Below are 21251 nucleotides of genomic sequence, written 5' to 3' on the forward strand. Positions count from 1 at the left end.
TGCAGGCTATGGTTGTGGCATGACTGATGCTCCACGGCTGAACCGCCAGGTGTGCTTTGCCCTCTACTCGGCCTCGCGTGCCGCCACTGCGGTCTACCGGCCTGTCCTTGAGGAGCTGGGCCTCACTTATCCCCAGTACCTGGTGATGCTGGTGCTGTGGGAAAGCGAGCCGCGCGGCGTGAAGGAATTGGGCGAAGAGCTCGGCCTTGATTCGGGCACCCTGTCGCCCCTGCTGAAGCGAGTTGAATCCCTGGGGCTGGTGGAGCGCCGCCGGTCCGGAGAGGACGAACGCCGCGTTGCCATCCACCTGACACCTGCCGGGCGGGAGTTGAGCGGGAAAGCCGGCGCCATTCCGCAGCGCCTCGCGGACGCCGCGGGGCTTACAGCCAAAGAACTTGACCAGCTGCGCGACACCCTGGGCCGCCTGACCGCTGCCCTGCACAGCGCGGTCTGAACCGCAGCGCTCGGACACCACCGCACTCTGACACCACCGCGCTCTGACACCACAGATTTCAACCGACAACAGGACGGAAACACCGTGAAACCCCTTTACACTGCCCACGCGCTTGCCTCGGGCGAAGGCCGCGACGGCACCGCACGGACCAACGACGGCAAACTCGACGTGACACTGTCCAGCCCCGTGGAGCTCGGCGGGAGCGGTCAGGGCACCAATCCCGAACAGCTCTTCGCTGCGGGCTATGCCGCCTGCTTCCACTCCGCGCTCCGCCTGGTGGGCCGCAAAGAACGTGCCGACCTGACCGATTCGGCAGTCGCCGCCAAGGTCCATCTCGGCCAGCTGGACAGCGCCGCTTTCGGGCTGGCCGCGGAACTCGAGATCGCCCTGCCGGCACTGGACCTGGCCACCGCGGAGGCGCTGGTGGCCAGGGCCCACGAAATCTGCCCCTATTCCAACGCCACCCGCGGCAACATCACCGTGGACATCAAGATCCTGGAGTACGCCGCATGAGCCAGACGCCCCTTCCCATCACCACCCGCGAGATCCAGTTGGCGTCCCGCCCGAAGGGCCGTCCCGTCCCGGAGAACTTCCGGCTGGCCGAGTCCCGGCTGCCGGAACTCCAGGATGGCCAGATCCTGGTCCGCAACCTCTTTATGTCCGTGGATCCCTATATGCGCGGGCGCATGAATGACGTTAAGTCCTATTCCGCGCCTTTTGCGCTGGACAAAGCGCTCGACGGCGGCGCTGTGGGGGAAGTGCTCGCGTCGCGTTCCGGGCGGCATCAGGAAGGTGACGTGGTGGTGCACGCCCAGGGCTGGCGGGAATACGCAGTGCTGGACGCTGCGGCAGCCACGCCTGCGCGCACCGACCTCGCGCCCGCATCCGCTTTCCTCGGGGCCCTCGGCATGACCGGGCTAACGGCGTACGCCGGCCTGCTCAAGGTTGCGGAGTTTGCGCCCGGCGACGCTGTGTTCGTCTCCGGGGCCGCAGGCGCCGTAGGCTCACTGGTTGGCCAGATCGCCAAGGCCATGGGTGCATCCCGGGTGATCGGTTCCGCCGGCACACCCGCCAAGGTGGCCCGGTTGCTTGAACTCGGCTTTGATGCCGCCTTCGACTATCACGACGGGCCCGTTCTGGCTCAGCTGCAAAAGGCGGCCGGCCCCGGCGGAACCGACGTCTACTTTGACAATGTGGGCGGTGAGCACCTGGAAGCAGCCCTGGCCACCCTTAACGTCGGGGGACGGGTGGCGATGTGCGGCGCCATTGCGCAGTACAACTCCACCGAACCGACCCCTGCACCCCACAACCTGATGCTCGCCATCGGCAAGCAGCTCACCCTCAAGGGCTTCCTGGTGGGCGGGCAGCGGCAGCACGCCGCGGAGTTCGCCGAAAAGATGGCCGCCTGGCTGGCTGACGGCACGGTCCGCTACGACGAGACCATCGTGGACGGGCTCGAGAATGCCCCGCGGGCCTTTATGGACCTGCTCGACGGCGCCAACACCGGCAAGATGCTGGTCCGCCTCTGACGTTTCCTGGCGTTTCGCCCTGCAGGTGGACCGGGTAGGGGCCGTACTTCACTGCGGCCCCTACCGGTTGGTAACAACTTGTAAACAATCTCCCGAATGGGGTCCGGGTGTGCTAGGGAGACGTGTCGCAGGCCACTAAAGTAGGTGCCATCAGTGCGCTCCGGCGCAGTGCTGCGGGCTGTCAGTGAAAACAGAATTTCAATGCAGAAACGGACACTCATTGAATTCCAGCCGTAGCGCCACTCTCTTCATCCTGGAGGAAAATTGAAGAAATCACTGCGTGCACACATCAAGCGCGGTTCAATGGCCGGCCTGGCTACCGTCAGTGCCTCCGCCCTTCTGTTGACCGCCTGCGGCGCAGCCCCTGAAGCCGGAAGCACCTCGTCAGCCGGGGCCAGCAACTACACCGGCTGCATCGTCTCCGACTCCGGCGGATTCGATGACCAGTCCTTCAACCAGTCCTCCTACGAAGGGCTGAAGAAGACTGAGAAGGACCTGGGGATCAAAGTCAACCAGGTGGAGTCCAAGACCAACAACGACTTCGAACCGAACCTGCGCGCCATGGTCACCGCCGGCTGCGACCTCACCCTCACGGTGGGCTTCCTTCTCGGCGACGCCACCAAGCAGCAGGCAGAAGCCAACCCCGACAAACATTTCGCCATCATCGACTTCGCATACGACACCCCGGTCGCGAACGTCAAGCCGATCATCTACGACACCGCCCAGGCAGCCTTCGTCGCCGGCTACCTCGCGGCAGGCACCACCAAAACCGGGAAAGTCGCCACCTTCGGTGGCAAGAACATCCCCACGGTCACCATCTTCATGGATGGCTTCGCCGACGGCGTGAAGTACTACAACAAGCAGAAGGGCAAGGACGTCCAACTCCTTGGCTGGAACAAGGACGCCCAGGACGGGACGTTCACCGGTGACTTCGAAAAGCAGGACGTCGGCAAGCAGGTCACCCAGAACTTCCTGGACCAGGGCGCCGATGTGGTGCTGCCCGTCGCCGGGTCGACCAGCAAGGGCGCCGGGGCGGCGCTGAAGGATGCCAAGGCCGCCGGCAAGGACGTCAAGCTGATCTGGGTTGATTCCGACGGCTACCTCACAGCCTCTGACTACAGGGACATCATGCTCTCCTCGGTCATGAAGCAGATGCGTGAAGCCACGGAAACGATCGTCAAAGAGGACACCGAAGGCAAGTTCAGCAACACCCCGTACGTCGGCACCCTGGCCAACGGCGGCGTGCAACTGGCCCCCTTCCACGACCTCGATTCCCAGGTCCCCGCCGACCTCAAGTCCGAGCTCGAACAGATCAAGAAGGACATTGTGGACCGCAAGCTGAAAGTCGAGTCCAAGTCAAGCCCGAAGACCTGATTCCTGCCTGAAGCGCCACCCCCGGCCGGTCCATCACCGGCGGGGCGGTGGCGCTTCTTGCTGCTGCCTGCCACTTTTGGGCCACCGCCCGCTCATCACCGGACTGCAACCACTAGGCTGGTGCTGCAGCCACATATCCCGTCCGGTCGATCACTGGACGCTTCGAGATTGGTCAGAGTTTTTGAAACTTGAACTCAGAGGGATCACTAAACGCTTCGGGACCCTGCTCGCCAACGATCACATCGACGTGGTGGTTGAACCCGGGCAGATCCACTGCCTGCTGGGCGAGAACGGTGCCGGAAAATCCACCCTCATGAATGTGCTGTACGGCCTTTATGAGCCGTCCGGGGGTGAAATCCTCGTGGACGGCAAGGCCGTTTCCTTCCGCGGCCCCGGCGACGCCATGGCGGCCGGGATCGGCATGGTGCACCAGCACTTTATGCTGGTCCCCGTCTTTACGGTCGCCGAGAACGTGGCCCTCGGGGCCGAACCCACCAAGGCCGCCGGCTTCCTCAACCTGGATGAGACACGCCGCCGGATCAAGGAGATCTCGGACCAGTATGGATTCCATGTGGATCCCGACGCCCTGGTGGAGGACCTGCCGGTGGGCGTCCAGCAGCGCGTGGAAATCATCAAGGCGCTGGTCCGGAACGCGAAGGTCCTGATCCTGGACGAACCCACTGCTGTGCTGACGCCGCAGGAAACGGACGAACTGCTGGACATCATGCGCCAGCTCAAGTCCGGCGGCACCTCCATCGTCTTCATCTCCCACAAGCTGAGGGAAGTGAAGGAAGTCTCGGATACCATCACGGTGATCCGGCGCGGAAAAGTGGTGGGCACGGCAGATCCCGCCGTCCCCACCGCCGAACTTGCCGCCATGATGGTGGGCCGGGCCGTCAGCCTGACCCTGGACAAGGCGCCCGCCCAGCCGAAGGAAAAAACCTTCGAGGTCCGCGACCTGACCGTCATCGCGCCCACCGGCCACCATGTGGTGGACGGCCTGAGCTTCGACATCGCCCGCGGTGAAATCCTGGCAGTGGCCGGGGTGCAGGGCAACGGCCAGACCGAACTGACCGAGGCGATCCTCGGCCTCCAGGACCGCGTCTCGGGCTCCGTCAAACTGGACGGCAAGGAGCTGCTGGGCCGGTCGGTCAAGGAAGTCCTGAAGGCTGGCGTCGGATTCGTTCCGGAAGACCGCAAGGTGGACGGGCTGGTGGGCACGTTCTCGGTGGCTGAGAACCTGGTCCTGGACCTCTATGACAAGCCACCGTTCGCGAAGGGCATCAGCATGAGCCCGGCGAAAGTGCTGGAGAACGCCAAGGCGCGCATCGGAGAATTTGACGTTCGCACGCCGTCGGCCGTTGCCACCGCCGGCACACTCTCCGGCGGCAACCAGCAGAAAGTGGTGATGGCCCGCGAGCTCTCCCGCCCGCTGCGCCTGTTCATCGCATCGCAGCCCACCCGCGGCGTGGACGTGGGATCCATCGAGTTCCTGCACCGCCGGATCGTAGCCGAACGCGACCAGGGCACGCCGGTGATGATCATCTCCACTGAGCTGGACGAGGTGATGGAACTGGCTGACCGGATCGCAGTGCTCTACAAAGGCAAGCTGGTGGGCATAGTCCCCGCGGGAACGGGCCGGGACGTCCTGGGCCTCATGATGGCGGGAATCCCGCCAGAGGAACATGCTCGCGCGCAGCCAGCCACCCAGCAGAGCACTGGCCAGGCCTCCGCCGCTGCTGCCACGGCCTCCACTTCCGACGCCGAAGGAGGCGACCATGTCTGACAAGCATCTCCCCAAGCACGCGGCCGGCGAACCCGGCCCCGAAGCCCAGTCAGCATCACCCGTGGAAGACCGGACGGCCGCCGTCGTCTCCGTTGATACGGCCGGCGGTGCCATGGAGCCCTCAGCCGTCCCGGCCACTGCACAGAGCGGGCAACTCCCGGGCGGGCCGGACACCGTGCTCCGCAGGATCTTCACCGGCAGCGGCATGGTCTCGGTCCTCGCCGTACTGCTGGCGCTCATTATCGGCGGGCTCCTGATTGCCAGCACCGACAAGCAGGTGGCCACCACCTCCACCTACCTCTTCGCCCGCCCGACTGATTTCCTCTCAGCAGTGTGGAACGCGGCCACCCGCTCCTACGTGGCCCTGTTCCAAGGCTCGGTCTTCAACCCGCGGGGCAACAGCGTTGCCGCCCAGTTCGCACCGTTCATGGAGACGCTCACCATCGCTACGCCGCTCATCACGGCCGGCCTCGGCGTCGCGCTGGCCTTCCGCGCGGGACTCTTCAACATCGGCGCCCAAGGGCAGATCATCGTGGCCGGCATCCTGGCCGCCTGGGTAGGGTTCGCCCTCCACCTGCCCCTGGGCCTGCACCTGCTGCTTGTCCTGCTGGCCGGCATCATCGGCGGCGCCCTTTGGGGCGGACTCGTCGGCGTCCTGAAGGCACGGACCGGCGCCCACGAGGTCATCCTGACCATCATGTTCAACTACATTGCGCTGTACTTCCTGCGGTACGTGCTGAACACGCCGGCCTTCCAGCGGCCGGGGGAGACCAACCCCATCTCGCCCATCCTGGACCCCAGTGCCGTGTACCCCCAGATTTTCGGCACCCAGTACCGCCTGCACCTCGGGTTCCTCCTGGCCATCGCCGCCACCGTCCTGGTCTGGTGGCTGCTGAACCGCTCCACCGTGGGCTTCGAGTTCCGGGCCGTCGGCGCCAACCCCAAGGCTGCACAAACCGCCGGCATCAACGTCTCCCGCTCCACTATCCTGGTCATGGCCATCGCCGGCGGGCTGGCTGGGATGTCCGGCGTGGCCCAAGTGGCGGGCACCGAGAAAGTCCTGACCGACGGCGTCGCGGCCACCTACGGGTTCGACGCCATCACCGTCGCCCTCTTGGGACGTTCGACGCCGTGGGGCACCTTCGCAGCGGCCCTCCTGTTCGGCGCCTTCCGCGCCGGCGCGGTCCAGATGCAGATCCGGACGGGAACCCCCATCGACATCGTCCTGGTGGTCCAGTCCCTGATCGTGCTCTTTATCGCGGCACCACCCCTGGTCCGGGCCGTCTTCGGCCTGAACCCCCGGCGCAGGAAGCAGGCCCGCACTGCCAAGCCCCGCAAGGCAGCAACCACCGGAGGTGCAGCATGAGCACAACAGTTTCCTCGCCCCGCCCCGGACAGCCGCAGCCGGGCAACGCCACCCCTGAATCCGGTCCGGCCGCCGTTTCCCTCAAGCCGGTGACCTGGCGGACCCCGATTCTGCTCACCGCCTTCGGACTGATCGCCCTGGTCTTCTTCGGCCTGATGGCACCCAATCAGACCGCCAGCTTCGGGGTTTCGACCGGTGAGGACTTCTTCCAGCTTCCGGCCCTGCAGATGAACGCATTTGCCGGCGGCATCGTCCTGTCCGTCCTCCTGCTGGGGCTCGCCGGCCATGCCGTCTACCTCAAGACCAAGGGCAGGCCCGCTCCAGGCTGGCTGACCGTGACGTTCATTGTCCTGTTCGTGGCCGCGTTCCTCATCTGGGTGGTGGGCGGTGCCCGTACCCCGAACATCTCCCTGGCCGGCCTGATCGCCGGCTCCGTCACGCTCGCGGTCCCGCTGGTGTTCGGCTCGCTCTCCGGCGTCCTCTGCGAGCGGGTGGGCGTGGTGAACATCGCCATCGAGGGCCAGCTCCTGGGCGGAGCCTTCACCGCAGCCATCGTGGCCACCATGACGCAGAACCCCTTTATCGGCCTGGTGGCTGCCGCCCTGGCCGGAGCCGTGGTGTCCATGGTGCTGGCGCTGTTCAGCATCAAATACCTCGTCAACCAGATCATCGTGGGCGTGGTGCTGAACGTCCTGGTCTCGGGCGTCACCGGCTTCCTCTTCAGCACGGTGATGCAGGCCAACAAGGCCCAGTTCAATTCGCCTCCCGGGCTGGACATCATCGAGATTCCCGTCCTGTCCAGCATCCCGATCGTAGGGCCCATCCTGTTCCGCCAATCCCTGGTGGGATACCTGATGTACATCGCGGTCCTGGTGGTCTGGGTTGGGCTGTTCAAGACCCGCTGGGGCCTCCGGGTGCGGGCCGTGGGCGAGCATCCCCAGGCAGCGGACACCCTGGGCATCAACGTCAACGCCACACGGTTCTGGAACGTCACCCTGGGCGGGGCAGTGGCCGGCATCGGCGGGTCCTTCTTCACCCTGGTGGCGATTGACAGCTTCACCAAGGAAATTTCGGGTGGGCGCGGCTTCATTGCGCTGGCGGCCCTGATCTTCGGCCGGTGGAACCCGATCGGTGCGTTCTTCGCCGCGCTGCTGTTCGGGTTCGCTGACAACCTGCAGAGCATCGTGACCATCATCGGAACCCCGGTACCCAGCCAGTTCATGGCCATGCTGCCCTACCTGGTGACAGTCCTGGCGGTGGCCGGGCTGGTAGGCAGGTCCCGGGGCCCGGCGGCCAGCGGCATTCCCTATGTCAAGGGCTGACGCAGCGGTGGGGGGAGAAGACCCGGACTGGTCCGCCCTGGAGGCTGCCGCCGTAGCCGCCATGCGGAACGCCTACGTTCCCTACTCGAAGTTCCCGGTGGGGGCGGCGGCACTGACCGAGGACGGCCGGATTGTCAGCGGCTGCAACGTTGAAAATGCCAGTTATGGACTGACCCTGTGTGCCGAGTGTGCACTGGTGGGCAACCTGCACATGACCGGCGGCGGACTGCTCAAGGCGTTCTACTGTGTGGACGGCAACGGCAATGTCCTGATGCCCTGCGGGCGCTGCCGCCAGCTGCTCTATGAATTCCGCGCGCCCGGCATGGAACTCATGACCACCCAGGGCATTAAGACCATGGACCAGGTGCTGCCCGACGCCTTCGGTCCCGAACACCTGGAGGAAACCCGGTGACAGGCAACCGCGCAGCGATCAACAAAGCCGAAGCGTTCGACGCCGTCGATATCATCCGCATCAAGCGGGATAAAGGCACCCTCAGCCCGGAACAGATTGACTGGACCATTGATGCCTACACCCGTGGCGTCATCGCGGATGAACAGATGGCCGCCCTGAACATGGCCATCCTGCTCAACGGTATGGACCGCATCGAAATCGCACGCTGGACGGCCGCGATGATCGCTTCGGGCGAGCGGATGGACTTCTCCAGCCTGCGCCGTCCGGACGGGGGCTTGAAGTACACCTCGGACAAGCACTCCACCGGAGGTGTGGGGGACAAGATCACGCTGCCGCTTGCGCCCCTGGTGGCCGTTTTCGGCGTTGCGGTTCCGCAGCTCTCCGGCAGGGGACTGGGCCACACCGGCGGCACGCTGGACAAGCTGGAGGCGATCCCCGGCTGGCGCGCTTCCCTCAGCAATGATGAAATCCTGGCCCAGCTCCAGGACGTGGGCGCCGTCATCTGCGCGGCCGGGGCGGGGCTGGCTCCCGCCGACAAAAAGCTGTACGCGCTCCGCGACGTCACGGGCACAGTGGAGGCGATTCCACTCATCGCCTCCTCGATCATGAGCAAAAAAATCGCTGAAGGGACCGGCTCGCTGGTCCTGGACGTCAAGGTGGGCAGCGGCGCGTTTATGAAGGACGAGGCCTCGGCCCGCGAACTCGCGGAGACAATGGTGGCCCTGGGCAAGGATGCCGGGGTCAACACCGTGGCCCTCCTGACGAACATGAATACACCGCTCGGGCTCACCGCGGGCAACGCCATCGAGGTGGAGGAGTCCGTGGAGGTGCTGGCCGGCGGCGGCCCTGATGATGTGGTGGAGCTGACGGTCCGGCTCGCCGGGGAAATGCTCGCCGCCGCAGGAGTCCAGGACCCCGACCCCGCGGCCGCGCTCAAGGACGGCCGCGCCATGGACGTCTGGAACCGCATGATTGAGGCCCAGGGCGGCGACCCCCGGGCCAAGCTGCCGGTGGCCCGGGAATCCGAGGTGGTCTATGCGCCGGCCGACGGTGTACTGGTGGAACTGGATGCCCTGGCCGTGGGAGTGGCTGCCTGGCGGCTTGGCGCCGGCCGCGCCCGCAAAGAGGATGTTGTGCAGGCAGGCGCCGGCGTGCGCATGCATGCCAAGCCCGGTGCCCTGGTCCGGGCGGGCGAGCCCCTGATGACCCTGCTGACCGATACCCCGGAACGCTTTGCCAGGGCCAGGGAAGCGCTGGAACACGCTGTGGTTATTGCGCCCGAGGGATCCCGGCCGGCGCAGCGCCTGATCATCGACCGCATCGCATAGGCCCCCATGCAGGCCATCAATGACTTCATCCTCGCCGCAGCCGGGCAGCCATGGGTGCTGTTCCTGGTCCTGGCCTGTTGCGTCATTGACGGTTTCTTTCCACCCATTCCCAGCGAATCCGTGGTGGTGGGCCTCGCTGCCGTGGCCGCCACCGCCGATGTTCCCAACCCCTGGCTCCTGATGCTCGTGGCAGCGCTCGGGGCCTTTTCCGGGGACAATATCGCCTACGTGATCGGGCGCAGGGTGGGCACCCGCCGCTGGGCGTGGATGCGGGGACCCCGCATGCAGAGGGCCTTCCATTGGGCGGGCCGGGAACTGCGCAAGCGCCCGGCCTCGCTCATCCTCGTGGCCCGGTTTGTGCCGATCGGCAGGGTGGCCGTCAACCTCACGGCCGGTGTCACGCACTATCCCCACCTGCGCTTCGTGGGCCTGACCGTCCTTTCGGCATCCCTCTGGGCCGGCTATTCCGTGGGTATCGGGCTGTTTTTCGGCCAGTGGTTTGAAGACAACCACCTCCTGGGCGCCGCCATCGCGATCGTTTGTGCCGTGGCTCTTGGGATCGTGGTGGACCTTGTGATCAACCGGGTCCGGCGCCGGCCCCGGACGGTGGAGCGGATAAAGGAACCAGAAGCGTAGTTGAACCGTTGTTCGGGCAGGCCGGGGCGTAGCGAATTACGCCATGGCCATGGGACACTTAGGAACGATTTCCGCTTTGGCTGTGCCGCTTAGGCCCGTGCCATTTTGCATAGGAGCAAGACCCGCGTGGAGTTTATTAATGAGGCCGTGCTCCATGCAGCGGGCCAGTGGTGGATCTACCCGGTCCTGCTGTTGTTTTTCTTCGTGGACGGCTTCGCCATGGTGGTCCCCAGCGAGACCCTCATCGTGGCCCTTGCTGCTTTCGCCCGGCACAGCGGAGAACCGAACCTGTGGATCCTCGGACTCACAGCCCTGGTGGGAGCCATGGCCGGAGACAACATGGCCTTTATGCTCGGACGCAGGATTGGCCTGAACCGGTGGAAATGGATGCGCCGGCCCAAGGTCCAGAAGGCGTTCGGCTGGGCGCGCTATGAACTGGACAAGCGGGGCGCCGTCCTGATTTTCACTGCGCGCTACATTCCCTGGGGCCGGGTGGCCGTGAACTACGTCGCCGGAAGCACCGGGTTCTCCCACCGCCGCTTCTTCGTGCTGGACGGCTTCGCCTGCCTCACCTGGGTCGGATACTCCATCGGAATCGGCGTGCTGGCGAGCTCCTTCCCGTGGCTCCACAACAATCCGCTGCTCAGCGCCGGCATCGCAGTGGTGTTCGCCATCGTCCTGGGGATCCTCATTGACCACCTGCTCCGGTGGTGGCACAAGCGCCTCGCCCGCAACGACGCCCAAGAAGTGGACGGGTGGCTCGACGACGGCCCGTCCGGAGCAACGAAGCCGGATTCCGGCAGCATGGAAATGCTCGCCCCGGTGGTTGGTGACGGCGAGGCCGCCACCAAGGAGCGGCTGGCATAGAACCCCTGCCCACCCTAAGGTTGGTACGTGACTGAGCCTATTGTTGACGCTGCCCCTGCCATCGATTTTGACCTGAAGAGCCTGCCGAAGGTGTCCCTTCACGACCATCTGGACGGAGGACTCCGCCCGGCAACCATCATCGAGCTGGCCGGGGCCGTTGGCCACACCCTTCCGTCAACCGATCCGGTTGCGCTGGGCCAGTGGTTCCGCGAGTCCGCCGATTCCGGCTCCCTGGTTCGCTACCTGGAGACCTTTGACCACACCGTTGCCGTGATGCAGACCGCCGAAGGCCTGTTCCGGGTTGCCAAGGAATTTGTTGAAGACCTTGCTGATGATGGCGTGGTGTACGGCGAAGTGCGGTGGGCGCCGGAGCAGCACCTCCAGAAGGGCCTCACCCTGGACGATGCAGTGGAAGCCGTCCAGGAAGGCCTTGAGGCCGGCGTCGAGGCAGTGGGGGAGACCGGACGCGAAATCCAGGTGGGCCAGCTCATCACCGCGATGCGCCACGCCGACCGCGGCCAGGAGATTGCCGAACTGGCCGTCCGCCACCGGAACAAGGGCGCTGTGGGCTTCGACATCGCCGGCGCCGAAGACGGTTTCCTGCCCTCCCGCTTCCGGGACGCCTTCACCTACCTGGCCGAGCACAACTTCCCGGCCACCGTCCACGCCGGTGAGGCAGCCGGGCTGGACAGCATCCAGTCCGCCCTGGTGGACGGCCGCGCCCTGCGGCTGGGACACGGCGTCCGGATCGCCGAGGACATCATGGTGGAGTTCGACGACGACGAGGACACCGAGGACACGATCGGCCTGGTGACCCTGGGCGATCTCTCCAGCTGGGTCCGGGACCGCGGCATCGCCCTGGAGGTCTGCCCGTCCTCGAACCTCCAGACCGGTGCCATCGCCGGCTTCGGCGAGGGCATCGAAAGCCACCCGCTGGATATGCTGTACCAGCTGGGCTTCAACGTCACCATCAACACCGACAACCGGCTGATGAGCGGCGTCACGCTGACCGACGAGTTCGAACTGCTGGTGGAAACCTTCGACTACGACCTCGACGACCTCCTGGAGCTGACCCTGAACGCCGCCGAGGCATCCTTCCTGCCGCTGGAGGAGAAGGAAGCGCTCGTCGAGTACATCAACGACGCCTACGCGAACCTTGGCTAACGACCAGGACGCCGGCAGCTCCCCGGCGGGGGAGCTGCGGAATGGGCCCACAGCGGCAGGGGTCCCCGGGCGAGCCTGCGAGCTGGGGGAGCTGCGGAATGGGCCCACAGCGGCAGGGGTCCCCGGGCGAGCCTGCGAGCTGGGGGAGCTGCTGGGGACTATCGCCGCGCTGCGCAAGCACTGTCCCTGGACGGGCGCCCTGACGCATGAGTCCCTGGTGGAGTACCTCCTCGAGGAGGCTTACGAGGTGGCCGAAACCATCGAGGCAGGAACCGCGGGCGCAACCATGGGCGAGGCCCACTTCGACGCCGAACTGCAGGGCGAGCTGGGCGACGTCCTGCTCCAGGTGGTACTGCACGCCCGCCTAGCGGAGGAGCGCGGCGCCTTCAATTTCGATGACGTGGCGCGCGGCTTGAATGCCAAGATGGTCCGGCGCAACCCCCATGTCTTCCGCCCGGACGGGTCCCTGCAGGACAGCTTCCCGGCCACTGTGGATGAGATCGTGCAGAAGTGGGACTCGGTGAAACGGGCCGAGCGGCCGGAGCGGCAGGACCCCTTCGCAGGGATCCCGGTGGCCCTGCCGGCGCTGGCCCGGGCCCAAAAATCCATCGACCGTGCGGCACGGGCCACTCCGGTGGTTGGGTCCGTCGCAACCGGGGAAGCCCAACCACCGGCGGAAACCGGCCCCTTCGCGTCGGAAGAAGAACTCGGCGAGGTGCTGCTCGCCGTCGTACGTTCCGCCCACGCCGGCGGATACGACGCCGAGCGTGCCCTCCGCGGCGCGGTCCGGAACTACCAGCAGCACCACCCGCTGGGTTAACCGCACCATCATGACGTCCGGGGGCTGGATAGGTTTCCGTAACCCGGACCACTCTCGACTACGCTGGTCCCTGACGAGTACGTCGAGTTTTCAGCTGTATTTCCCCCGTTAATCGCCCATAAGGAGCAAATTCATGGCGCTTATCGATGCCATCCACGCCCGCGAGATCCTCGATTCCCGCGGCAACCCGACCGTAGAAGTTGAAGTTCTCCTTTCCGACGGCCAGATCGGCCGCGCTGCAGTCCCCTCCGGTGCTTCCACCGGCGAGCACGAGGCCGTTGAACTGCGTGACGGCGACAAGGGCCGTTACCTCGGCAAGGGCGTCCAGAAGGCCGTTGACGCGATCATCGACCAGATCGCTCCGGCCCTGACCGGTTTCGACGCCACCGACCAGCGCAGCATCGACCAGGCCATGCTGGACCTGGACGGCACCCCGAACAAGGGCAAGCTGGGCGCCAACGCCATCCTCGGCGTCTCCCTGGCCGTGGCCAACGCCGCCGCCGCCTCGGCTGACCTGCCGCTGTACAAGTACCTGGGCGGCCCGAACGCCCACGTCCTGCCGGTCCCGCTGATGAACATCCTCAACGGTGGCTCCCACGCCGACTCCGACGTGGACATCCAGGAATTCATGATCGTGCCGATCGGTGCCGAGACGTTCTCCGAAGGCCTGCGCTGGGGCGTCGAGGTTTACCACAACCTCAAGTCCGTGCTCAAGGAAAAGGGCCTGTCCACCGGCCTCGGCGACGAAGGCGGCTTCGCGCCGAACCTGCCGTCCAACCGTGCAGCCCTGGACCTGATCCAGGAAGCCATCAAGAACGCCGGCTACACCCCGGGCAAGGACATCGCCCTCGCCCTGGACGTCGCCTCCTCGGAGTTCTTCAAGGATGGTGCCTACCAGTTCGAAGGGAAGGCCCTGACCTCCGCCGAGATGAGCGCCTACTACAGCGAACTCGTCGCCGACTACCCGCTGGTCTCCATCGAAGACCCGCTGGACGAGAACGACTGGGACGGCTGGAAGACCCTCACTGACGCCATCGGCGACAAGGTCCAGCTGGTCGGTGACGACCTCTTCGTCACCAATCCCGCCATCCTGCAGCGCGGCATCGACACCAAGACCGCCAACTCCCTGCTGGTCAAGGTGAACCAGATCGGCTCCCTCACCGAGACGCTCGATGCCGTCAGCCTTGCCCAGCGCGCCGGTTACACCACCATCACCTCGCACCGCTCCGGCGAAACCGAGGACACCACCATCGCCGACATCTCGGTGGCCACCAACGCCGGCCAGATCAAGACCGGCGCCCCGGCCCGTTCCGAGCGTGTTGCCAAGTACAACCAGCTGCTGCGCATCGAAGAGGAACTCGACGACGCCGCACGCTACGCAGGCCGCAGCGCGTTTCCGCGTTTCAAGGGCTAGTAGCCGCATAAACCAATAACCGGTGGCTATGGTTGAAAGACCATAGCCACCGTTGTTGTTTCGGCATTGTTCCAGCCCAGCTAGTGGCGGCCCCAGGCAGGCTGCGTGTTTCAGGAGTGTCATGGCTACCCGCCGTCCCAAAGTCCCCAAGGTTGCCTCGCCCCGTTCAGGCGCAACGCAGGCAACCCATGAGACCGCCGACGTCATCCGCGCTGATTTTGGTTCGGGCAAGGGAAAACCAAGCGCCGGCCCCGCTGGTCATGAAGCCTCGACGCCTGTTGCAGGCTCCGCACGCGACAACCACCGCACTGCGATCGCGGACAAGGCTCCCGGCTCACGCCCGGCCAAGGGGTCACCCCCAGCAAAAGGGTCCGACGGCGGCGCGAAGGGGAGCGGTGCCCACGGCACCGCCCGGACGGCCGGCGCAGGAGCGGCCGAAGAGCAGCAGCCCGTGCCCGCCAAGGCGTTCTCCGGGCGCATGCTCGCACTTGCCGTGGTGATGATTGCCATCACCGTCATGCTGGCACCCACGGTCAAGATCTTCTTCGACAAACGGGCCGAAATAGCAGCCCTGAACGCAGATATCGCTGCCCGCGAGGCCGAAGGCAACAGCCTCCGCCAGCAGGTCTCCCGCTGGCAGGACCCCAACTACGTGAAGCAGCAGGCCCGCGACCGCATTAACATGGTTATGCCGGGCGAAACCGGATACTGGGTCTTCGGCAGCGATCTGCCGGCCGGAGAAAGCAGTAGCCAGTCCGGTGCAGCAGCACAAGACCCCGCCGATCTGCCGTGGGTGGATTCCCTGTGGGAGTCCATCACGCGCGCGGCCACAGACTGAACCGCAACAGGAAGGACGGCCAGCGACAGTGGAACCCTACACGGCAGCCGCCCGGGACGAATCCCGCCAACCATCAGCACACGACCTTGAAGTCTTAAGCCGCCAACTGGGACGGCCGGTGCGTGACGTGGTGGAAATTCCTGCACGCTGCGTCTGCGGCAATCCCCTGGTGGCGGCCACCGCTCCGCGCCTGGGCAACGGAACGCCATTTCCCACCACGTTCTACCTGACGCACCCCGTCATCACCTCGGCTGTTTCCAGGCTGGAAGCGGCAGGCGTGATGAACGAGATGAATGACCAGCTGGCCGGCGATGAGGAACTCGCCGCCGCGTACCGTTCCGCGCACCAGGCCTACCTCGCGGACCGCGCCGCCATCGGTGAGCGCTCCGGCATCGGGGCTGTTCCCGAAATCGACGGGATCTCTGCCGGCGGCATGCCCACCCGCGTCAAATGCCTCCACGTCCTGGTGGGCCACTCGCTGGCCGCCGGCCCCGGAGTCAACCCGCTCGGGGACCGGGCCATTACAGCCATCAGCGAGTGGTGGACCGCAGACCGGTGCTACTGCGACGGCGCCTGGGATACCTCCGGGGAAGCGCCCTCCAGGGACCTGAGCCGCCACGGCCCGCAGGGGCTGCCGGACATCGTGGGACGCCCCGCACCCGTCCGGAAATCCTCCGGCACCACCGAGGCGGCGAAATGACACGCGTGGCCGCCATCGACTGCGGCACCAACTCCATCCGCCTCCTGATCGCGGACATCGGGCGCAGCAACGGGACCACCACCCTCACGGATGTTGTGCGCGAAATGCGGGTGGTCCGGCTGGGCCAGGGAGTGGACGCCACCGGCGAACTCGCTCCGGAAGCCCTGGAACGCACCTTTGCGGCCACCGCCGATTATGCCCGGCTCATTAAGGAGCACGAAGCGGTGAAGGTGCGCTTTGTGGCCACCTCGGCCAGCCGTGACGCCCGGAACCGGGACGTCTTCGTGGACGGAATCCGCGCCCTGCTGGGCGTGGAACCCGAGGTCATCTCCGGCGATGAGGAAGCCGCCTTGTCCTTTGCCGGCGCCAGCAGCGTCCTGCCCATCCTGGACGGCCAGGAGGTACTGGTAGTGGACCTCGGCGGCGGAAGCACCGAGTTCGTCCTCGGCACTGCAGCCGGGGTGACGGCGGCAAAATCCGTGGACATCGGATGCGTCCGCCTCACTGAACGCCACCTGCGCCAGGACCCGCCCACCGCGGAACAGATCGCAGCCGCGCAGGCTGATGTGGACGACGCCATCGCCCGCGCACGGCAGGACGTTCCGCTGGAACGCGCCACCGCCGTCGTCGGCGTTGCCGGATCCATCACCACCATCACCGCTCACGCCATGCGGCTGCCCGAATATTCGCCGGACGCCATCCACGGCACTGAGCTGCCCTTGGAGACTGTCCGTGCCGCAGCCGGCGATCTCCTGGCCATGGACCGATCGCGCCGCGCCGCCCTGCCGTATATGCACCCCGGCCGGGTGGACGTCATCGGCGCGGGCGGACTGGTCTGGGGCCGGATTCTCGAACGGCTGGCCGGGTTGACCGGCGGGCGGATCTCGACGGCCACGGCCAGCGAACACGATATTCTCGACGGCATCGCCCTGAGCATCGGCTGACCGCCCATGCAGAAACAAACAACCGGCAAGATACCACCGCCCGGGCGGGCCGGCGCGGCCCTGCTGGCACTGCTCCTGGCCGCCTGCTGCCTTGGAACGGGACTGTTCACGGCACCGGCAGCCCGCTCTGACGAGTGGCGCGACAAGCAGTACTGGCTGGCGGAATCCGGAATCACCAAAGCCTGGGAAGTCTCCAAGGGCGCCGGCGTGAAGGTCGCCGTGATCGACAGCGGCGTGGACGCCAAGCACCCGGACCTCAAGGGAGCCGTGGTGGGCGGCTACGACGCCTCCGGCTCCGGGCAGCCTGACGGCCAGAAAGTGGTGGGCTCCAAGACCGAACACGGCACCCTGGTGGCAACCATGCTCGCGGGGCGGGGCCACCAGCCTGCCGCTTCCACAGCCAGCCCGTCGCCCGGACCCGCAGCCCTTCCTCCTGACGGAATCGTGGGCGTGGCCCCGGAGGCGCAGATCCTCTCCGTCTCCACCTGGCTGGGTTCAACGAACCCCTCCGGCAAAAGCGACCAGGACCAGATCCCGGAAGCCGTCCGCTGGGCGGTGGACAACGGCGCCAAGGTCATCAACATCTCCCTCGGCAGCACCACCCCGCAGTGGCCGCAGAGCTGGGATGCGGCCTTCCTGTATGCCGAGCAAAAAGACGTGGTGATTGTGGCCGCTGCCGGCAACCGGGTGGGCGGCAACATCCAGGTGGGCGCCCCGGCCACCATCCCGGGCGTCCTCACCGTCGCCGGCCTGGACCGCAAGGGAGCCGCCAGTGTCGATGCATCCTCGCAGGGAATCAGCATCGGTGTGGCTGCACCCGCCGAGAACCTGCTGGGCGGAGTTCCCGGCGGCAGCTACGCGGAATGGGCAGGGACCTCCGGCTCCACGCCCATTGTTGCCGGCGTCGCCGCACTGATCCGGTCCAAGTGGCCGGACATGACCGCAAAGCAGGTCATCAACAGGATCGTTGCCACGGCCAAGGACGCCGGTGCCCCCGGCAAGGATCCCCTGTACGGCTTTGGCGTGCTCAACGCGGAGGCTGCGCTCAAGAACGACGTTCCTGAAGTGTCGGCCAATCCGCTGGGCACCATTGCCGAGTGGATCCGGGTCCACCGCCGGGGAAACCTGGCCACGCCCGCTCCGCTGCCCACCGCTGAGGTCCCCAGTGAAGTGCCCACCCTGCCGGAGGCCACCGTGCCCGCAGCGAAGCCGCCGTCCCAGCGGGACAGTGCCCTGGGCGCCGCCGTCGTGATCGGTTTCGGCCTGCTGTTCGTTGCCATTATCGCGGCAGCGGCCATCCAGTTGAGGCGCGCTGCCAGGAACCCGCGAGAGCTGCCGGAGGAGCCGGACACCGGCGTGATTGGCACGGTGGATTCAGGCCGGAAAACCTAAGTTTGCAGCCTTCCGGACAGTTAGTGAAGATTTTCACAAACTGCTGTATCCTTGAAACTATGGCAACCACCCCAGAGCTCCAGGACCGTCCCAGGGTACTCGTCGTCGGCGGCGGGTACGTCGGCCTGTACGTAGCACTCAAACTGCAGAAGAAGATCGCGAATGCCGGTGGCATCGTCACCCTCGTGGATCCACTGCCCTACATGACCTACCAGCCCTTCCTGCCCGAGGTGGCCGGCGGCAACATCGAGGCCCGCCATGCCGTGGTCTCCCACCGCAAGCACCTCCAGCAGACTGAGCTGATCCAGGGCCGCGTCACCGCGATCGACCACGCCAACCGCACCGCCGTGGTGGCACCCGCCGACGGTGGGGCGCCTTTCGAGGTTCCGTACTTCGACGTCGTCATGGCCGCCGGCGCCATCACCCGTACCTTCCCCATCAAGGGCCTCGCGGACAAGGGCATCGGCCTGAAGACCATCGAGGAAGCTGTTGCCCTCCGCAACAAGGTCCTGGAGCGCATCGAACTGGCCTCCACCATGACCGATCCCGCTGCCCGCGCCAAGGCCCTCACCTTCGTGGTGGTGGGTGGCGGTTTTGCCGGCATCGAGTGCATCACCGAGATGGAGGACCTCGCGCGGGCCGCCGTCCGCAACAACCCGCGCATCAAACAGGAGGAAGTCCGCTTCGTCCTGGTGGAAGCCATGGGCCGGATCATGCCGGAAGTTACCGCCAAGCAGGCCGAATGGGTTGTGGAGCACCTCCGCAGCCGCGGCATCGAGGTCCTGCTGAACACCTCGCTGGACAGCGCTGAAGGCGCCCTCAAGCTCATCAACCTGCCGGACAAGACCCCGGCGCAGGAATTCGAAGCAGACACCCTTGTGTGGACCGCCGGCGTACAGGCCAACCCCATGGTCCGTTCCACCGACTTCCCGCTCGAGCCGCGCGGCCGCGTCCGCGTCCTGCCGGACCTGCGCATCGCCGGTGACGAAGGCATCATCGACAACGCCTGGGCCGCCGGCGACGTCGCCGCTGTCCCGGACCTCACCGGCAAGGGCCTCCCGGACGGCACCTGCGTCCCCAACGCCCAGCACGCGCTCCGCCAGGCCAAGCGCCTCGCAAAGAACCTCTGGGCCTCCCGCTGGGAGAAGCCGCTCAAGGACTACAAGCACAAGAACCTTGGTGCTGTTGCAGGCTTCGGCGAGTGGAAGGGTGTTGCGAACATCAACCTCGTGGGCAGCATCGGACTCAAGGGCGGGCTCGCCTGGCTGGCCCACCGCGGCTACCACGGCATGGCCATGCCCACGTTCGAGCGCAAGTTCCGTGTGATCTTCAACTGGATCCTCAGCTTCTTCGCGGGCCGCGACACCACGCAGCTGATGGACCTGGACAACCCGCGCGGTGCCTTCGTGGCAGCTGCCACCCCGGCTCCCAAGCCGGCTGCTGCACCCGCTGCACCCGCTGCGGACACCGCACCGCCCGCAGGCGGCGCAGGCTCGGCGGAAAAGACGAAGGTCGATCCGAAGGAATCGGTTACGGCCAACGCCAAGTAGAACCGGTTCTGCCTTAACGCACGACGGCGGCTGTCCCCTTCCGGGGATAGCTGCCGTTTGCGTCTGTGCGGCTGAGCCCCTGCGGCCGCCCTGCGCGCTCGCCCTGCCGCCCGGGCGTCCCGCCGTCGTGCCCTGCGGCCTCCTAGACTGGCAGCATGACTGGCGAGAAAAACCTCCAGGCCCTGCTCGCAGGAATGCACCCGGTGCAGCGCACGGGTGAATACGTCTACGTCCTGTGGCCGCATGGGCGGCCGCTGGCACCCGGCATCGAGGCTGCGGTCCGCGAGGCCGAAGGCCTTACCGTGGTGCTGCCCAGGGCCGAGGCGGACAAGGAAGGGTTGTCCTATGACTTTGTGGGCGCCTGGATCACCTTGCAGATCCACTCCGCACTGGAAGCCGTGGGGCTGACTGCCGCAGTCAGCAGGGCCCTCACGGACGCCACGATCAGCTGTAACGTACTGGCAGGCTTCCACCACGACCACCTCCTGGTCCCGGTCGCCGAAGCAGCCCGGGCCCTGGAGGTTCTGGCTGAACTTTCCGCCCGCAGCCGGCAGCACCACGTGCCGGGACAGCTCCAGGAAAGGGCTGAGCGGCCACCGGTGCCTGAGCTGCAGTTGCGCGATGAAACCCCCGCCGACCGGGAGGCTATCCTCGCCCTGACGGCTGAGGCGTTCGCCATTTCGCCGGCTACCGGTCTTCCCGTCGAGGGGGAGCCCGTGGAAGTCAAGGTGCTTCGCGAGCTGTTCGAGGCCAAGGAGTACCTTCCAGGCTTCAGCGTGGTGGCGGTGCTGGCCGGCGAGGTGGTGGGCCATGTCATCAGCACGCGTGGCTGGGTGGGCGGGCACGAACTCCTCGGCCTCGGCCCGATCGGCGTCACCCCGCGACTGCAGAGAAAAGGCATCGGGTCTGCCTTGATCAAGGAGACCATTGCCCGGGCCAACGCCGCGGGGGAGAGCGGCATCGCCCTCCTCGGCAGCCCCGAATACTATCCGCGGTTTGGCTTCGTTGCTGCTGCCACGCTGGGCGTTCTCGCGCCCGAGGGTGCGTGGGGCGACCATTTCCAGCTCCTGCCGCTCGCCCTGTGGCCGGGCGGCGTCCATGGCGTCTTCCGGTATGCCGAACCCTTCACCCGCCTCTGACGGGATACCATGGAGCCGTTGCCCCAGTAGCCCAATTGGCAGAGGCAGCGGACTTAAAATCCGCGTGTTGTGGGTTCGAGTCCCACCTGGGGTACAAACTGAGCCGGCCTTGGAGGCCGCGCATGAAGAAGCCGTCCGCCCTGCGGGCGGCTTCCTGCGTTTAATTTCGCATATGCAACGACCGTTATATAGATGTGACCTCAGTCACTTATGTTC

20 protein-coding genes and 1 tRNA gene are annotated in these 21251 nt (G+C 66.2%); all 21 read left to right on the top strand.

Annotated elements, in window-relative coordinates; genetic code table 11:
- Positions 1-19: 19 nt before the first annotated feature.
- The 21 genes from QFZ36_RS18985 to QFZ36_RS19085 all read left to right on the top strand — a co-directional run bounded on the left by QFZ36_RS18985 (position 20) and on the right by QFZ36_RS19085 (position 21129).
- A complete protein-coding gene (locus QFZ36_RS18985; protein ID WP_306638631.1) occupies positions 20-454 on the top strand; it encodes a MarR family winged helix-turn-helix transcriptional regulator in 435 nt (144 codons plus the stop codon).
- Between the two features lie 84 nt (positions 455-538).
- Positions 539-967, top strand: a complete 429-nt coding sequence (locus QFZ36_RS18990) for an organic hydroperoxide resistance protein (RefSeq protein WP_306638632.1) — start codon at positions 539-541, stop codon at positions 965-967.
- Positions 964-1983, top strand: a complete 1020-nt coding sequence (locus QFZ36_RS18995) for an NADP-dependent oxidoreductase (RefSeq protein ID WP_306638633.1) — start codon at positions 964-966, stop codon at positions 1981-1983. The genes QFZ36_RS18990 and QFZ36_RS18995 overlap by 4 nt, the downstream gene beginning before the upstream one ends.
- Before the next feature lie 264 nt (positions 1984-2247).
- Positions 2248-3357 carry a BMP family lipoprotein gene (locus QFZ36_RS19000; protein ID WP_444964483.1) on the top strand — a complete coding sequence of 370 codons (1110 nt, stop codon included), beginning with the start codon at positions 2248-2250 and terminating at the stop codon, positions 3355-3357.
- 181 nt (positions 3358-3538) lie between these two features.
- Positions 3539-5143: an ABC transporter ATP-binding protein gene (locus tag QFZ36_RS19005; protein ID WP_306638634.1), complete on the top strand. Its 1605-nt coding sequence runs from the start codon at positions 3539-3541 to the stop codon at positions 5141-5143.
- Complete coding sequence (locus QFZ36_RS19010; protein WP_306638636.1) at positions 5136-6509, top strand: ABC transporter permease; 1374 nt, start codon at positions 5136-5138, stop codon at positions 6507-6509. The genes QFZ36_RS19005 and QFZ36_RS19010 overlap by 8 nt, the downstream gene beginning before the upstream one ends.
- Positions 6506-7831 carry an ABC transporter permease gene (locus QFZ36_RS19015; protein ID WP_306638638.1) on the top strand — a complete coding sequence of 442 codons (1326 nt, stop codon included), beginning with the start codon at positions 6506-6508 and terminating at the stop codon, positions 7829-7831. The genes QFZ36_RS19010 and QFZ36_RS19015 overlap by 4 nt, the downstream gene beginning before the upstream one ends.
- The gene (locus QFZ36_RS19020; RefSeq protein ID WP_306638639.1) at positions 7818-8243 is read left to right on the top strand and encodes a cytidine deaminase; all 426 of its coding nucleotides are present in this window, start codon (positions 7818-7820) and stop codon (positions 8241-8243) included. The genes QFZ36_RS19015 and QFZ36_RS19020 overlap by 14 nt, the downstream gene beginning before the upstream one ends.
- 17 nt (positions 8244-8260) lie before the next feature.
- Positions 8261-9571 (top strand): thymidine phosphorylase, encoded by a 1311-nt coding sequence (locus QFZ36_RS19025; RefSeq protein WP_306639279.1) that lies wholly within the window; start codon positions 8261-8263, stop codon positions 9569-9571.
- A 6-nt stretch (positions 9572-9577) separates the two neighbouring features.
- Positions 9578-10207: a DedA family protein gene (locus QFZ36_RS19030; RefSeq protein WP_306638640.1), complete on the top strand. Its 630-nt coding sequence runs from the start codon at positions 9578-9580 to the stop codon at positions 10205-10207.
- A gap of 126 nt (positions 10208-10333) precedes the next feature.
- A complete protein-coding gene (locus QFZ36_RS19035; RefSeq protein WP_306638642.1) occupies positions 10334-11074 on the top strand; it encodes a DedA family protein in 741 nt (246 codons plus the stop codon).
- Between the two features lie 27 nt (positions 11075-11101).
- Positions 11102-12238 (top strand): adenosine deaminase, encoded by a 1137-nt coding sequence (locus QFZ36_RS19040; protein ID WP_306638644.1) that lies wholly within the window; start codon positions 11102-11104, stop codon positions 12236-12238.
- A 139-nt stretch (positions 12239-12377) separates the two neighbouring features.
- The gene (locus QFZ36_RS19045) at positions 12378-13058 is read left to right on the top strand and encodes a MazG nucleotide pyrophosphohydrolase domain-containing protein (RefSeq protein ID WP_306639280.1); all 681 of its coding nucleotides are present in this window, start codon (positions 12378-12380) and stop codon (positions 13056-13058) included.
- Positions 13059-13191: 133 nt separating this feature from the next.
- Positions 13192-14472, top strand: coding sequence for a phosphopyruvate hydratase (gene eno / locus QFZ36_RS19050; RefSeq protein WP_306638646.1), 1281 nt, complete (start codon positions 13192-13194; stop codon positions 14470-14472).
- A 121-nt stretch (positions 14473-14593) separates the two neighbouring features.
- The gene (locus tag QFZ36_RS19055) at positions 14594-15310 is read left to right on the top strand and encodes an FtsB family cell division protein (protein WP_306638648.1); all 717 of its coding nucleotides are present in this window, start codon (positions 14594-14596) and stop codon (positions 15308-15310) included.
- A 28-nt stretch (positions 15311-15338) separates the two neighbouring features.
- Complete coding sequence (locus tag QFZ36_RS19060) at positions 15339-16010, top strand: DUF501 domain-containing protein (protein ID WP_306638650.1); 672 nt, start codon at positions 15339-15341, stop codon at positions 16008-16010.
- Positions 16007-16954: a Ppx/GppA phosphatase family protein gene (locus tag QFZ36_RS19065; protein ID WP_306638652.1), complete on the top strand. Its 948-nt coding sequence runs from the start codon at positions 16007-16009 to the stop codon at positions 16952-16954. The genes QFZ36_RS19060 and QFZ36_RS19065 overlap by 4 nt, the downstream gene beginning before the upstream one ends.
- Before the next feature lie 6 nt (positions 16955-16960).
- A complete protein-coding gene (locus QFZ36_RS19070; protein ID WP_306638654.1) occupies positions 16961-18346 on the top strand; it encodes a S8 family serine peptidase in 1386 nt (461 codons plus the stop codon).
- Between the two features lie 59 nt (positions 18347-18405).
- Entirely contained in the window at positions 18406-19896 is a 1491-nt protein-coding gene (locus QFZ36_RS19075; RefSeq protein ID WP_306638655.1) for an NAD(P)/FAD-dependent oxidoreductase, read from the top strand.
- 155 nt (positions 19897-20051) lie between these two features.
- A complete protein-coding gene (locus QFZ36_RS19080; protein ID WP_306638656.1) occupies positions 20052-21035 on the top strand; it encodes an N-acetyltransferase in 984 nt (327 codons plus the stop codon).
- Positions 21036-21055: 20 nt separating this feature from the next.
- Positions 21056-21129, top strand: a tRNA-Leu gene (locus tag QFZ36_RS19085).
- The last annotated feature ends 122 nt before the right edge of the window (positions 21130-21251 follow it).

This window comes from Pseudarthrobacter siccitolerans (genome assembly GCF_030823375.1).
In the GTDB taxonomy this organism is placed as follows: Bacteria; Actinomycetota; Actinomycetes; order Actinomycetales; family Micrococcaceae; genus Arthrobacter; species Arthrobacter siccitolerans_A.

What these genes read in the sequence shown, in the direction of transcription:
- QFZ36_RS18985 (WP_306638631.1), top strand. Translation starts at nt 20, where the DNA reads ATGACTGATGCTCCACGGCTGAACCGCCAGGTGTGCTTTGCCCTCTAC.
- QFZ36_RS18995 (WP_306638633.1), top strand. Translation starts at nt 964, where the DNA reads ATGAGCCAGACGCCCCTTCCCATCACCACCCGCGAGATCCAGTTGGCG.
- QFZ36_RS19010 (WP_306638636.1), top strand. Translation starts at nt 5,136, where the DNA reads ATGTCTGACAAGCATCTCCCCAAGCACGCGGCCGGCGAACCCGGCCCC.
- QFZ36_RS19015 (WP_306638638.1), top strand. Translation starts at nt 6,506, where the DNA reads ATGAGCACAACAGTTTCCTCGCCCCGCCCCGGACAGCCGCAGCCGGGC.
- QFZ36_RS19020 (WP_306638639.1), top strand. Translation starts at nt 7,818, where the DNA reads ATGTCAAGGGCTGACGCAGCGGTGGGGGGAGAAGACCCGGACTGGTCC.
- QFZ36_RS19030 (WP_306638640.1), top strand. Translation starts at nt 9,578, where the DNA reads ATGCAGGCCATCAATGACTTCATCCTCGCCGCAGCCGGGCAGCCATGG.
- eno (WP_306638646.1), top strand. Translation starts at nt 13,192, where the DNA reads ATGGCGCTTATCGATGCCATCCACGCCCGCGAGATCCTCGATTCCCGC.
- QFZ36_RS19055 (WP_306638648.1), top strand. Translation starts at nt 14,594, where the DNA reads ATGGCTACCCGCCGTCCCAAAGTCCCCAAGGTTGCCTCGCCCCGTTCA.
- QFZ36_RS19065 (WP_306638652.1), top strand. Translation starts at nt 16,007, where the DNA reads ATGACACGCGTGGCCGCCATCGACTGCGGCACCAACTCCATCCGCCTC.
- QFZ36_RS19070 (WP_306638654.1), top strand. Translation starts at nt 16,961, where the DNA reads ATGCAGAAACAAACAACCGGCAAGATACCACCGCCCGGGCGGGCCGGC.
- QFZ36_RS19075 (WP_306638655.1), top strand. Translation starts at nt 18,406, where the DNA reads ATGGCAACCACCCCAGAGCTCCAGGACCGTCCCAGGGTACTCGTCGTC.
- QFZ36_RS19080 (WP_306638656.1), top strand. Translation starts at nt 20,052, where the DNA reads ATGACTGGCGAGAAAAACCTCCAGGCCCTGCTCGCAGGAATGCACCCG.